General features: G+C 31.7%; 9 protein-coding genes and 1 pseudogene. 6 read left to right on the top strand and 4 right to left on the bottom strand.

Going from position 1 to position 14,492, the window contains the following annotated elements; translation table 11 throughout:
- Positions 1–56: 56 nt before the first annotated feature.
- From BJB63x_RS04345 to BJB63x_RS04330, 4 genes are all read right to left on the bottom strand, one after another.
- Positions 57–959 (bottom strand): BID domain-containing T4SS effector, encoded by a 903-nt coding sequence (locus BJB63x_RS04345; RefSeq protein WP_078719153.1) that lies wholly within the window; start codon positions 957–959, stop codon positions 57–59.
- A gap of 235 nt (positions 960–1,194) precedes the next feature.
- The gene (locus BJB63x_RS04340) at positions 1,195–1,977 is read right to left on the bottom strand and encodes a BID domain-containing T4SS effector (protein WP_078719152.1); all 783 of its coding nucleotides are present in this window, start codon (positions 1,975–1,977) and stop codon (positions 1,195–1,197) included.
- A gap of 94 nt (positions 1,978–2,071) precedes the next feature.
- Positions 2,072–2,803: a BID domain-containing T4SS effector gene (locus BJB63x_RS04335; protein WP_078719151.1), complete on the bottom strand. Its 732-nt coding sequence runs from the start codon at positions 2,801–2,803 to the stop codon at positions 2,072–2,074.
- Positions 2,804–2,900: 97 nt separating this feature from the next.
- Positions 2,901–4,550: a BID domain-containing T4SS effector gene (locus tag BJB63x_RS04330; protein WP_078719150.1), complete on the bottom strand. Its 1,650-nt coding sequence runs from the start codon at positions 4,548–4,550 to the stop codon at positions 2,901–2,903.
- Positions 4,551–6,126: 1,576 nt separating this feature from the next.
- On the opposite strand from BJB63x_RS04330, the gene BJB63x_RS04325 reads away from it, so the two are divergent.
- The 6 genes and pseudogenes from BJB63x_RS04325 to BJB63x_RS04300 all read left to right on the top strand — a co-directional run bounded on the left by BJB63x_RS04325 (position 6,127) and on the right by BJB63x_RS04300 (position 14,485).
- The gene (locus BJB63x_RS04325) at positions 6,127–6,786 is read left to right on the top strand and encodes a protein-L-isoaspartate(D-aspartate) O-methyltransferase (protein ID WP_078719149.1); all 660 of its coding nucleotides are present in this window, start codon (positions 6,127–6,129) and stop codon (positions 6,784–6,786) included.
- Positions 6,787–6,952: 166 nt separating this feature from the next.
- Positions 6,953–8,158 (top strand): M23 family metallopeptidase, encoded by a 1,206-nt coding sequence (locus BJB63x_RS04320; protein WP_078719148.1) that lies wholly within the window; start codon positions 6,953–6,955, stop codon positions 8,156–8,158.
- Between the two features lie 1,574 nt (positions 8,159–9,732).
- Entirely contained in the window at positions 9,733–10,191 is a 459-nt protein-coding gene (gene yajC, locus BJB63x_RS04315) for a preprotein translocase subunit YajC (protein ID WP_078719146.1), read from the top strand.
- 482 nt (positions 10,192–10,673) lie between these two features.
- On the top strand, positions 10,674–11,060 hold the full coding sequence (locus BJB63x_RS04310) for an Mth938-like domain-containing protein (RefSeq protein WP_078719549.1): 387 nt from the start codon (positions 10,674–10,676) through the stop codon (positions 11,058–11,060).
- A pseudogene (locus BJB63x_RS04305) lies at positions 11,057–11,277 on the top strand (squalene/phytoene synthase family protein); the annotation flags it as partial. The gene BJB63x_RS04310 and the pseudogene BJB63x_RS04305, both read left to right, overlap by 4 nt.
- Before the next feature lie 319 nt (positions 11,278–11,596).
- Positions 11,597–14,485: an autotransporter outer membrane beta-barrel domain-containing protein gene (locus BJB63x_RS04300; protein ID WP_078719653.1), complete on the top strand. Its 2,889-nt coding sequence runs from the start codon at positions 11,597–11,599 to the stop codon at positions 14,483–14,485.
- Positions 14,486–14,492 lie beyond the last annotated feature (7 nt).

Below are 14,492 nucleotides of genomic sequence, written 5' to 3'. Positions count from 1 at the left end.
TTATAAATATCTTATAGCTACAATCCCCTTATATTCATCTAAGGAGATTATAAAAGTTAACTTGTTTGAGATATTTCTATTTTGTAAGGGGTCTTGTCTATCGGAATATTGTAGTACAGATCTTTGACGTCATGAAAGGTATTTATAATATTCTCTGCCTTTTCCTTTGATATCTCCATACTTCCTGCGAGCATCTTACAATTACCAGCCTTAAGCATTATCTTTTCCTCTCTTGAAAAACGACAATTCATCTGATGTAAAAAACTTGCGAGTTCGCTTTTAAGCTTAGAATTATCCTGATTTTGAAGAATCTCGTTCCTTAAGTCTTTTGGAAGATCAAGGATACGTTGTGTTTCAACACTCAGCATTTTTACTGGTTGTACAAGGCGTTTGTTTTTTGCATTATGATGTTTAATAACTCTTTTCATAGAATCTTCCACAGTATCCGCATATTTTTCAATTTCTTGACTGAGTTGAGAAATATGTTTTTCAGCTGCTCTACGTTTTGGACTTTTTATTATTCCAAATATTTTTGAACCTGCAAGCTCACTAATAGCTTCAGGAGAGTTTTGCACTGTATTAGAAAGTACTTTCCCTAAAGTTACATCATCATTGATCTGTTTTAGTTTGGAATCTAATTGGCTCGGATTTGCGAATACAGTTTTTGCTAAATGCATAACTCCTCTTTTTTGCTCTTGAACAGAAATATCAGATGCAGCCTTTTTGATAAGTTGATTCGGAGTTAAAGGATCTAATTCTTTTGGAGCGATGAAAAAATATGCGGGATTTTTTTCTTGAACTTTATTCTCATAATGATTTTTATTGATTTCTATATATTGAACGTTTTCTTCCTTGTGAGGATTTTTATTTTCATTTGACTTAGAATTTATAAGAACTTCTGCATATTGAATGGTTTCATTCTCATGATGAGATTTAATTTTTTGATCCTGTTTCTCCATAATTTTCAACCTTTTTAACAAGATTTATAATTTGTTGTACTTTGTCTTCTGATGTCTCTACGCTATTAACAGTCAATAAAATAATATACACTCCTTTATTTATTTAATTATTTCCAACTATATAAAGCCCTCCACTACGTCTAAACTAAGAAAACATTCTCTTTTAAAATATTTCTTTGAAAGTTTCTTCTAAAACAGTCCTCTTATAAAGATTAAAATGAAAAACTTTACATCTTTATTTGGTTATAGCCAGTCTTTGGCGAGGAGGTTTGATTAATTTAATCTGATTTCGCATCTCCTTGGTTTGCTTAATAATTTCTATAATCTGCTTCGCTTTGTTAGTTGGTACATCAATACTTTTAGCAAATGATCTAAAATCATTACTATTAATCATTTTATGTTCATCTGCTGAGAGACGAGAGTTGACTTGATTTAAAAAAATTGAAAGTTCTCTGTGAAGATTAGGATTCCCCTTTATTTGTAAAACATTTTTACGTGCTTCTGATGACATGTCAAGAAAATGCTTTATTGTTTCTGTAGGTTGCTCTACTATTTGTGCAACGCGGTATTGCTCTTCTCTATGAGCTTGAAGTACTTCTTTTTTAGAAAATTCCAGACAATCCAAAAATTTTCTAACTGCTTCATTGAATTGAACAATATTTCTTTGAGCTTCTTTACGTTTTGGACTTTTTATTCCAAGTATTTTAAAACCTGCAAGCCTAGCATGAGTATCATGTGCAATGTTTATGGAAAGTTGTTGTAAGAAATCTGGATTTTCATGAATTCGTTCTAATTGATTAGTTAACTTCTCCCATTTTTTGAATACAAATTTTGATAAATGCTCAACTTCTTTTTTTTGTTTTTGAACAGAAGGATTATATACAGCTTTTTTTATAAGTTCACTCTGGGTTAAAGAAGCTAGTTTTGAGGAAGGAATAAAAACATGCTCAAAACCTTGTTTTTGAATTTCATTCAACTTGAGATTTATAAAAATTTCTGTTTTTTTTGGTCGCTTCATGTTTTGATTTTTGATATATTTACATTGTCAAATTCCAAACATTTTATATTCGTCTACTGAAGATAAGACACGATTTAAATTCAAAAAATTTTTTTTAAATCGTTAGAGAATGCGATGAATAAAAAAAAGGTTTAATTGGAGTAATTTCTTCTTTCATTTCTTTTACTTTCTTAACAACATCTATAATTTCCTGACTCTTGTTTTTTGATATTCCCAGACTATCAGCGAGCATTCTAGAATTACAATCCTTAAGCATTTTAAGTTCGTCTTCTAGAAGACAAAAATTGATTTGATTTAAAAAAATCGAAAGTTCTTTATGAATTTGAGGTATGTTCTGATCTTTTAAAACTTTCTTCCACTTGTCTTTTGGTAGATCAAGCAGATGCCGCACTTCATCGCTAAGCATTAATACTGACCTTCCGGAATACATTTGTTTTTTTTCATGACTAACAGTGATTTCTTGATGAACAGTTACTATGATATCTACATATTTCTCAAATGCTTCACTGAGTTGAGAAATATGTTTTTCAGCTTCTTTACGTTTTGAACTTTTTATTCCAAGTATTTTAAAACCTGAAAGCTTAGAAAAATATTTAGCATCATTTCTAAGTTTATAGGCAATAGCTCCCACAAAAAGTGGATACTCCTCCACTCGATTTAGCTGATTAGCTAAAGCCTTTCTTTGTCCAAACACAATTTTTGATAGACGCTCAACTTCTTTTTTTTGTTTTTGAACATAAAAATCGTCTAAAATCCCTCTAGCATATGACTCTTCACTTAAAGAAGATATTTTTCGAGGAGAAATAAAAAAAACAAGATTTTCCATATTTTTTTTTAAAACTCATTATCTTTTTTTTGTAAAACTCCGAAGAATTTTCCTAAAAACAGTTTCCTTATAAAGGCAAATGAAAAATTTTACACTTTTAAGCTAAAGCCATTGCTTTTGTACGAGGAGGTTTAGTTAATTTAATCTGATTTTTCATATTTTGAGCTTCTTTAACAGTTTCTATAATCTCCTTCGCTTTATTGTCTGGTATATCAATACTTTTAGCAAGTAAGCTAAAATCATTGTTTTTAATCATTTTATTTTCATTTGCTGAGAGACGAAGACTAACTTTACTTAAAAAATTATGAAGTTCTTTGTAAATAGTAATATTCCCCTCTGTTTTCAAAGCATTTTCACGCTCTTCTTGTGACATACTAAGAAAATGCTTCACTTTTTCTGTAGGGTTTTCTACTGCTTGCCCAGTTCGGTATTGCTCTTCTCTATGAGCTTGAAGAACTTCTTCTCTAGCAGATTTCAAACAATCCGCAAACTTTCTAACTGCTTCACTGAGTGGAATAACATTTTTTTCAGCTTCCTTACGTTTTGGACTTTTTAGTCCAAGCTTTTTAAAACCTGCAAGTTTACTAACAGATTTAGGATCATGTGCAATGCTTACGGAAAGCTGTTGTGCAAGATTTGGATTTTCACAAATCCGTTCTAGTTGATTAGTTAACTTTTCCCGGTTTCCAAACACAAGTCTTGTCAAACGCTCAACTTCTCTTCTTTGTTCTCGAACAGAAGGACTCGTTACAGTATTTTCCATAATTTGATAGTCTGTTAAATTAGGCAACTCTCTTCCTGGGATAAAAACTTGATTAATGTCATCGAGAGCCTTAAATGTAATTTTATCACCTATTTTAGCATTCCGAAGTTTGTCCCTTGGAATAACATGTCTATTGCATACAACCAAAGAATCAGCTGTTCTAATCACAATAGTATCCAGTTTACGGTTTTCAAAAACACCTGTGTAGCTTTTTCCTGGAATTGGTGTTGTAACAATTCGTTCTGCGAGACTTTTTTCTTCATCGTTGGACTTAATTTCATTTATGGCGGCTTTTAAATCTTGAACCTTTTCTGGATTAGAAGCATCTTCAAATAGATGTTTCATAGGTCCTAAATTGTCATTCGCCGCATTGACAACTGCATCTTGCATACGTTTTTGTGTTACAACCGAAAAATCTATCTTACGATTCTCACTTTGAGAGAGTTTTTCCACAAACAATCGTTGCGTAATTTCATTACCATCTAAAAAAGCATGCGCATGACTAAGTAATGCGTAAATAGTTGATATATCTTCGGAAAATTTTTTCTGTTTCTCTTGTTCTTTTGATATATCTTCATTCCTTTTAGCAAGCTTTTCATTAAGTTCAGTTAGGCAGAGTTTTACTCCCTCATCAGAGGCAAAAGGAAGAACTTGTTCGTTCGTTGACACGTTAGCAGTTGTACCATCTGACATTTTAACTGCGGTATCACGAGTTTCTCCAGCCCAGTCAAATATTTTTCCAAATAATTGCTTATGAAGCTGTTTTAGATAAGAGTGATCAATTTTTTTTGGTGTTGGTTCTTGGTGCACATTAACAAATTCTTTTGCTACCATATGTGCACATTTCATCTTAAAGACTTGACTGTTTTGTATATTAAGTTTATTTTTTAATACATTGCTATTTTCACTATAGGTATAATTATTGCTTTGTTCTAATAACGATTGCTTTGCTTGTTTTAAGGCATTATGATCTCTTATCGACATGATTATTCCTTCACAAATTATGTTACATTAAGTACTAAATTTTTTCAGTAAATAATTCCTCATTCACGCTTTTTGTTAAGGTTTCGAGCATTTTATTAATGAAATTTTACCTTCCAATCACATATATAACAACATCTGCACTAAATAACTTAACAATGCTTTTATAATTATTGCGATATGATAGAAACAAAACCAACAGTTTAAGTTATTTTCATGCAACCTTCCTTGATTTTTAAAATCAGCTTTTAACTTTTATAAAGTAAAAAACACATTTTCACTTTACCACGCTATGGTTTAGTAATTAAGATTTAAATAGCATTTCGTTCTTTAAATACTTAAAAATAAAATATTGTCAAGTAGTAAATTTACCTCATTTTAAGTTTAATATCCTTTTTTATTCAATATTATTTACTGCTATTCAATAGTTTTTTTACCATACATACATACATACATACATACATACATACATACATACATACATATAATCATCTCTCCCTTTAATTTCTTAAATACGATAAGTATAATACAGAAATCTATTTATGTTATGTGAGTAATATAGTATAAGTATTCATTGGATTCGCAGTATGTGACATTATTTGATAGAAGATGAAATTATGAAAATTTTCTGATAATAAAACTCTTAAAAAGAGTTTTTAAAAGCGTATATTAAAGCTCTAGTATATAAAAAGCTCAGTAAATTCTGCTATTTTAGTGGTTGTTTATAATATTTAACTATTTCAGTTTTTTATCGCTTTACTCAATAAGCTTTCAGTCTATTAGAATTCTTTTTCTTTATTTCTCATAAACTTAGAGGGAGGGTAATCAATAATGCTTTAAAACAACAAAGGTGATTCTAAAAAACTATTTTAAGGTCTCTTAAATACTAAGACCAACCTTATAACCAGCGTGCTCAATTTGAGTGCAATGAAGGAATTTATTCGAAAGTTTTGTTAAATTATTATCTTAATCTTCTCAAAAGGTTGGAGTGCTGATATATTCAGATTTATTATGATTAGGACGTTTATAATATAAGTTTTGTATAAAAAATCCAAATATTTCTTTTATGTATAAAAAAGAGAAATTTTAGGATACACAAATTTTATATTTTCATAAAGGTTTGTTTCTCTATAAATCATATTTTTGGTGGTTGATAATCTAGTACTTAAATTAAGGTAGGAGCATTCAAAAATACATTGTTATTTAATTTTGTGGACAGTTTCAAACTACTGAAGCTTTAGTAGTTTTTTCTAATGTTATGATTAAGAGCATATTATAATTGGAAGCTATTTTGCACTTCATTAAATATCCATACATATCGTGATATCTACGTCGTTTTTTATTATCTTTCTATTTATATTGGTAGTTTATTCTTAATAAATTAAGAGGAAATTGGAATATCCGCTAAAGTGTGGATTCTGAGAGGGAATTAAAAAAACAAAAGCAAGCAACCCATTGGTTTTATTTGTAGGGTGAATTGATGGTATTTATATGCAAAGTTTGACTGTTTATGAGAGAACAACACATATATATTAATATATTAATGGGATAGCTATCGCATTGGAGTTCAAATGATATCATGGAGCAGAAAGGCATTTTACGATTTCGTGAAGAGTTAGCAGGACTTGTACTAAAAATGCGCAGTAAAGGCATTGATGATATAAACTTTTTTGCGGCATTAGAAAGAGTTCCACGTCAGAAGTTTGTTTCTGCTCCTTGGCTTAACAGTGCCTATGATAATAAGGTTATTCCGATTGAATGTGGTGAATATATTGAGCGTCTAGAGGAGCAGCTTTTGATTCTTTCCGCATTATCGTTGAAAAAAAAACATCGTGTTTTAGAAATTGGTACAGGTTCTGGTTTTTGCACTGCCCTTATGGCTTGTCTTAGTGATCGTGTGACGACGGTTGATCGTTATAAAACACTTGTTGATTTAGCACGACAAAGATTTGAGAACTTAGGGATTGAAAATATTATTATACGGCAGATCGATGGAAGTCGAGGTGTTACCGGTTTGGGATCATTTGATCGTATTCTCATTTGGCCATCACGTTCTAATGAACCAAAAGAATGTTTAGAATTACTAGCAGGAAATGGGCTTCTAATTCAAGCTATTGGACCAGATGAAGGGATACAAAAAGTGATGCGTTATACAAAAATTGGTAGCCAATTTGAAAGCTCAGAAATGTTTCAAGTACGTTATCAACCCTTAATTGAAAATATTGCAGAAATTTTGTAATTGTGAATTTAAGATATTGCTAAATGTTTTAGTTGTTCTACCTAATGACGAATACATTTTGATTTTATCATAAGGATATTTATGGATATTTTTTTAAATTTTAACTCTTAGGTAAGATTAGGAAGCTTTAATAGAGTGATTTAAATATTAGCTAGTGAGCAAAACTATGCATTTAAAGGTTTTGAATAGCATTTTAAAGTTTAATTTTCTGAGAGTGACTCTTTCAGTAGTAACAGCAATAACTAATGGTTGTAGTTCTAATACACAACGTTTTTCTAGTGATTCTTATAATAATACCACGTCTGTTCAGTCAACTACATTCATGACTATGACTGACAATCCACGAATGTTATCACAAAATGTTGAAATACAAAGCAGCGAATTGCCACCTGTAGAATCAAGTGGTGTTTCAGGGATTAATTATAATTCCCCATATAATGATTCTTCAAGACAAGAGGAAGTGTTTTATTCTGATAAGAACAAGCAGTTTTTTTCTGATGGGCGGGTTATGGGAACACCGCCTCAAAATCTTGGAATTCTTCCTCGTTCACAGGTAAATACTTTGCCTGTTTTTAAGCGGAACTCTTATATTGTGCAAAATGGAGATACATTATTAAGTATTGCACAACAACTGGGCGTTAGTGTTGATGCGCTAAGATTAGTTAATGGTATAAACGCTAATTCTATTTATATTGGTCAGTCGTTGATTATCCCAGATCGAAGTACAAAAATGGCTTCAAATCTTCAAGATAGTACTTTAGATGTATCAAAAAAGGTATCTTCATATCAGTCTAAGAATTTATCTTCTGTTGAACAGAAAAAAATTCCTACATCTGTATATAAAGAACCCATAAAAACTGCTCCTGCGGTAAAAAACAATACGTTAGAAATTGAGAAAAATTCTCCTACACAGGTAAAAACACATAAGTCCATAAATGATTCATCAGATCAAATTACTGATTCAAATAATATTGTAATTCCACAATCAACAGGTATTTCTAAAATGAGGTGGCCAGTGCGAGGGCGTTTGTTGAGTCACTTTGGTCAAAAGAAAGGAACTACAATTAATCGGGGAATAGATATTACAGTGCCAGAAGGATCATCAGTAAAAGCTGCAGAAAATGGTGTTGTTATTTATGCAAGTGATGGGTTGAAAGAGCTTGGTAACGTTGTCATGATTCGGCACGAAAACAATATTATTACTATTTATGGGCATAATAGTAAGCTTATTGTTAATAGAGGACAAAAGGTTCGACGGGGTGATGAAATTGCAAAATCGGGTTTTTCAGGAGATGCTAAAACACCGCGTGTTTATTTTGAGGTACGTAAGAATTCTCTACCCGTCGATCCTGCTGAATATTTAGAAAACTAAGCTGGTTTTCGAAGTAATACAAGGTCATTTGAATCCTTTTGCTTTGGATATAAAATAATGTTTTCTGAGTTATTATATGACGAGCTTGAATATTAATTAATTAGATCACGTTACTTTATGATGTTGTATAAATCAAGTAACTAGCTGCAATATCATTTCATTTGTCAAGTATTATAGGTTTGCCGAGAGTAATCATTCATCTAATGGTGAGATGAGCGGGTCATTTATTATTTCTTGATTGTTAAGAGAGTAGGCTATTTTGATCTAATTACTCTTAAATTTTGTGTATAGAAAAAGCCAAAAAGCACAAAAAGATACTACGGATTTGTAATTTTGTGGAGACATAGTTGTCAATGGAAATGATAGTTGTATATTGATATAGTCGTTCTTTTAAAAGTCCCAGAGTGTCTGAAAATGGATTCTGAAATTAAAGTTATGTAGTATAGCTTTCATAGAGATTTTAACGAGTGTTTTAAATGAATAGTGAATGCCACTTGATAATGTTCTATTCAAGCGTTAAAATTGGCAAAAAATATAAATCCACTTTATGAGATCTTGAAATCTTTCATAAATAATTTTTTTCTTATCAATTTTTAGTGTGAACAGCTATTGCATCAAAAATTCTACAGTGAACCACAATAGGAGCAACTGATTGAACACAGGATTCATAAGTTTACCTCCACAGCTTAATATTCCGACTACGAAAAAAGCTGTGAACCATGATTCTAAAAATATCACAATAGAAGAGATGATACAAGAAATGATAAGGGCATGAGTAATAAATGCTGGTTTGAAGAGAAAGCAATTGTAAAAAATCGAAGAAGTGGCCCATATTCCAACACTACACATGACGAAAGCTAAAGGGGTACTTATTGTTATTGTTTTTGAAAGTAACACTAATTTCATAATAGACAACATCCCTTTTATTAATAATCAATTAACAAACCACTATTATAGATGATTCATGTAGATTGTATCAATATGTAGTATTTTGCTATTGACAGTATTTCAAAAATCGTGTCTAAAACTCCACATTGCTATTTGCATTATGAAGTTTTGAATTTACAGTCCTTGAAAGTTTTTGCTTTCGGGGGTTTTTTTTGGGGGGAGGGGATATAAAAGGATCTTGTTATCTAAGATAATAAAAAATATAAATTCCCTTTTTTTTTAATAGAGCGCATATTATGTTCCCTGATGTTTGGTGAGAACGTTTAAGGAGAATACAAATTAAAAGTACACGTTTTTTGAAGAAAGCTATTTAAAAACAACCGAGGAAGTCAGTAAAAGTATATAAAAAATGGGATGATTTCTGTATTTAGAATAACAAATTCTAAAATATTCTTCTTTTTAAATTTAGAGAAAATTTTATATTTACATGATATACAGAAAAACGAAATAAAATTTTTTTAATATTTGTTCGTTGCTTTCTTGTTCTTAAAGTTTTATTTCCTTTGAAATAAGTTGCAACTGTATGATGTAGTTTTACAGTATCTAGATGAGTTTTCTTCTTCTGAGTCAAAAACTTATTTTAGTAAAGTGAGAGATACTTGAAGTTTAATCTATAGGAGATAAAAATGTTGGTTACTAACGCTTATGCTCAGGCTATAAGTGGTACTTCGAATGGAGCATCATTTATTACCTTTATCCCTTTCATTTTAATTTTTGCAATTATGTATTTTTTGATCATTCGTCCACAGCGTGCACAAATGAAAAAGAGGCAGGAAATGCTTAATGCTGTGCGTCGTGGAGATACAGTTGTAACGGGTGGAGGTATTCTCGGTAAAGTTACAAAAGTATATGATGAGAGTGGCGAGTTAGAAGTTGAAATTGGAGAAGGTATACGTATTCGTGTTATTCGTTCAACATTGGCTGATGTTCGCGTTAAGGGTGAACCACTATCGGAAGAAAGATCAAAACTTGGCACTAAAATAAAAGAATCCAAAATTTCTAAAGATAAAGTTGGAATAAAGAAAAATGTGTCTACTAATAAAATAAAAAAAGTTATACAAAAGAAAAATAAACCAAAAACGTAGTTGTGATTTATATGATCTTTTGAAACATTATTTTTACGGATACATAATGGCTTTTTGTATAAGGGCCATTATATTTTATGAGTGGCTTGCTAATTGATAAATTCAATTGCATTGCTTTTTTAAATAGATTATTTTAAAATAAACTAATTTAATTGATGAAATATTACAGCAGTTTATAATTTTTATTACTTAATGTGCTTGCTGTATATCACCGAGTTTTTTCTCAAAAAATTGAGATGATTTCCCCTGTTTATAATATACGTGCTCGTTGCATTTTATTGCAAACTTTTTAGCATTATTTGCAATATTTCTTAGAATATTGCTCTCTTTGTTTATTTTGGTGGTATTGATATTAAAGATTTTATGTATCTTTGGTAAAATGTTATAGTTTCACGATTATGCGTTAGTTTTTATTATTAGTTTATATGTTGATTTAGGAGAGAAAAATGCAATTGGGTTTTCAAAAATAAAGGATGCTTATTATGTCATATGCAATTCAAATTCGTAAAGCGCATTTTCCAGGACGTGCACCTATTGATGCTTATGGGAATGGCGGATTTCGTTTCGCAGATATGTCTCATAAAGGTTCTATTATTTGTTTACCGTCAGGTATTTATGGTATCAACATGGCAGGGCCTATTCCTACACAGGATAATATTTCTCGTGTTTTGGAAGAAGCAAATAAGATTGAGATTTTATTGATAGGTACTGGACTCGAATTGTTAAGCTTACCCGAAAAGCTAAGGTTTCTTTTATGGGAAAAGCATATTTCAACAGATACAATGAGTACGGGAGCTGCAGTACGTACGTTTAATGTTCTATTGGCTGAAGATCGTGCGGTTGCTGCGTTATTATTTGCAATAGAATGACAAATTTTCTTCCTTATTGTCTTGATATTTTACGTAATACAGATCGTGATCGATAATATCAGTTTTATTTGTACCCAAACAAAAACGTAGAGCATTAGCTGCTCTTTACCCTTTTAATGCAGAGGTTGCTCGTATTCGTGAAAGTGTACGTAATCCACTTATTGGTAAGATACGATTATGTTGGGGCCATGATTCTATTGCTAATGATGAAAGACAAATAATAAAATGCGTGATTATAAGTGTTATTTTTTATTTAAATTAGTTTTTTTTGTTTTTTGGTCAATATTTACTGCATTCTATGTTTTTAGTTCAGCTCTATAAAGTTATTGAGAGACTCTTTCTTTAAGATCGACCTTAAAGAATATTTCTGTTAAGAGATATTAAGTGTTTTTAATTGGTAAAGGTTAATACAGAGATACGGTATGTAATAAAGATACTTTATTTATAATAATAATTTGAAATGTATTTATTGATGTAATATAGTTCATAATGTGTTAATATGATATTAAATATTTTTAGCTTTATTGAGTTGTTACATGTTAAATATTAAATATGCTGCAAATCTTCTCTTCTCTTCTCTTCTCTTCTCTTCTCTTCTCTCTTCTTTTCTTCTAGCTAATACTGGTCATCCAGAAATTAGAAAATGTTCTAGTAGCGTACAATTGGACGATCGTACTTTTACTGTAAAAGAGTGTCTAGACAAAGCAGATCCCATTATAAACTACTTTATAAAAGAAAAACGATATTATGTGACACGGCAAAACAAAGATAAACAAAAAAATCAGAAGCAAAGACAAGAACAAGAAAGAGAAATCACACTAAGTGAAGGGGAAATTGCACTATATGTGTTGAATAGTGCTATCCTTGATTTGGAGCGTATTAAGATTTCGGGTCCAGTACGAGAAGGTACTCGTATACCTAAGCATATATATGGTGTGCGGGTAGAACAAGAGGGTGCGGTTATTTCAGGTAAAGGAACCTTGAAGGATTTAACAGTAGGTCTTAATGCTGAATCCAATAGTTTAATATACCTGGGATCAGGATCAATTGAGGATAGTGAGGTTGCTGTTTATTCTCGTGGTGATTGGGCTTATATTAGTTTAGATGGGGTCAGCATTAAAGTCGGTCATAAGGGGGTAGGTCTTTTAAATAAGGACAATGCTTCTATTATGATGGGGAGAGAGGAAGGCAAGGGAGATATTACTTTTACGTCAGGTAATGCAGTTTATATAGATACAGGAGAGATTATTTTAGACAATATTGCTATTAGTAATGTTAAAGGAAGTGACGATATTAACCATCAGCATGCTGTATTTTCTTCTACTGTTCAAACTGCTTTTCATATACGTCCAGGTAGTGTTTTAACGATGGAGAAAGGAGATGTTACTCTAGAATATGCACATGGTCTGGTGTTTGATGTTGAAGAGCCGAAAGAAACTGTAAAATCAAGTGAAGAAGCTTTAAAACCAATTGAGGTTGATATTGATGGTACAAATATTCAAGTAAATAGTGACCAATTTTATGGCATGTATTTACATCATCTAGATAAAGATAAGAAGAGCGAACCTTCTAAAAGTATAGTTGTTTCTTTGAAGAAAGCAAATTTTACTGTTCCCAAAAGTACGGTTATTTATAGTGATAAGTCTGATAATAATCATGATCTCAGCCTTAAATTATCGGAGAATACAACTGTTTCTGGTGATCTTTTGTTGCAAGCTAATAGTGGTGTTTTAAAGATTGAGGCTGACCACTCTAAACTAGAAGGTGGTGCTTTAATTACCAATAGAGCTATAGTGGATTTGCATTTGAACAATGGTTCGACATGGACTTTAACAAGAAGGGCACAGCAACAGCAGCGTTTAAATGGTTTGAGTGCTATAGATTCATCTATTTCTACTATGCTTCTTTCAGATAGTAGTGTTATTTTTAAAAAGCCGATATCGAATGTTTATCAAACGCTTCGTATTGGTAAAGGGAGTGGTACTGTTTATACAGCAAAGGGTAATGCACAACTTTATATTAATACTTATCTAAATCAAGGGGGTGAAATTGCTAATCAAAAGACGGATCGAGTTTTAATCGATGGAGATGTATCTGGTACGACTACAGTTCATGTTTTAGCTGTTTCAGGAAGTGGCGGAGATGAAATGGATCGAGTTGGAAATAACAAAGGTATTTCTATTATACAGGTTTCTGGAACAGCTGAGCAAGATTCTTTTAAGTTGTCGAATAATTATATGACCTTAGATAATTTACCTTATCAATATCGTCTTTATGCTTATGGTCCAGGTTCTGATTTAGGTCCTGCGGATCCAAGACAAAGATTGGTTGGAACTAATGGGGAAGAAGGAAATAGAGGTAATAAATCTAATAAAGGTTTTTGGGATTATCGTCTTCAAGTTGAATATATTGATCCTCTTGAACCTCAACGTTCGGAGAAACCAGATTTACCTAAAAAAAGGGTGCTGGCAGTTGTACCACAGCTTCCAAGTTATTTGGTTTTGCCTCATGCTTTATTCCATACAGATTTTGTAGATATGAATAATCAATACGAGCTATTAGAAGCTAGGCGAAATGGGATCAATGAAACTGGTAGCAGTGAAGAGGCAAACTTTTTTATACATGGTTATGGCGGTCATCATCGCTATGCTTCAAATTTGACTGTTTTTGAATATGGTTATAATGCTGATCTTGACTATAATGCTATGATGGCAGGTGTTGTAAAGACATTAGAGAGTAAGCATAGTGCTTTGTCTTTAGGAGCTATAGGAACTTATAGTAGGCTCTCTCTTCAGCCTTATGCTGTTGAACAAAGTCAAAAGAGTGTATTTGATAAATGGTCAGGAAAGTTTTATGCTCACTTACAGCGTGATACAGGCTTTTATATGAATGGGCTTATTTCTTTTAGTTCCTTTAAAGGTATTGTTTCGACTTTGGCTCGAGGGAAAACAGCGACTTTAAAGGGTGATCTTCTGAGTTCTTCTTTAATGGGAGGGCAAGCTATAGTAACGAATTATGATGGGTTTGTTATTGAGCCACAGATACAAGTTATTTATCAGTCTGTCATGTTTGATAAGGCTCGTGATATTGATCGGTTTGATATAGATTTAGGAAATCATAACCAATGGATTGCACGTGTTGGTAGTCGTTTCATTAAAGTTATGACAGGGTCTGAAGAGGAGCGTATAGTTTCTTTTTATAGCAAATTTCATTTTGCGCATAGTTATGAAAATAAACAGATAGTACATTTTAAAAATGCTTTTCAGTTAGGGGCATTTGGTTCTACAGTGGAGGCAGGGCTAGGCATTCATGCCCAATTACTTTCTGAAATAGTGTTTCATGGCGATTTATTATATAAACATAAACTCACTAAAGCAGGTTTCTCTGGCACAAGTATTTCTGGGGGTATACGCTATCAGTTTTAAAGTATAA

Origin of the sequence: Bartonella sp. JB63 (assembly GCF_002022665.1) — a bacterium.
Classification (GTDB): Bacteria; Pseudomonadota; Alphaproteobacteria; order Rhizobiales; family Rhizobiaceae; genus Bartonella.
Note: the sequence above shows the minus strand (reverse complement) of the source record. Positions and strands in the feature narration are given on the sequence as shown.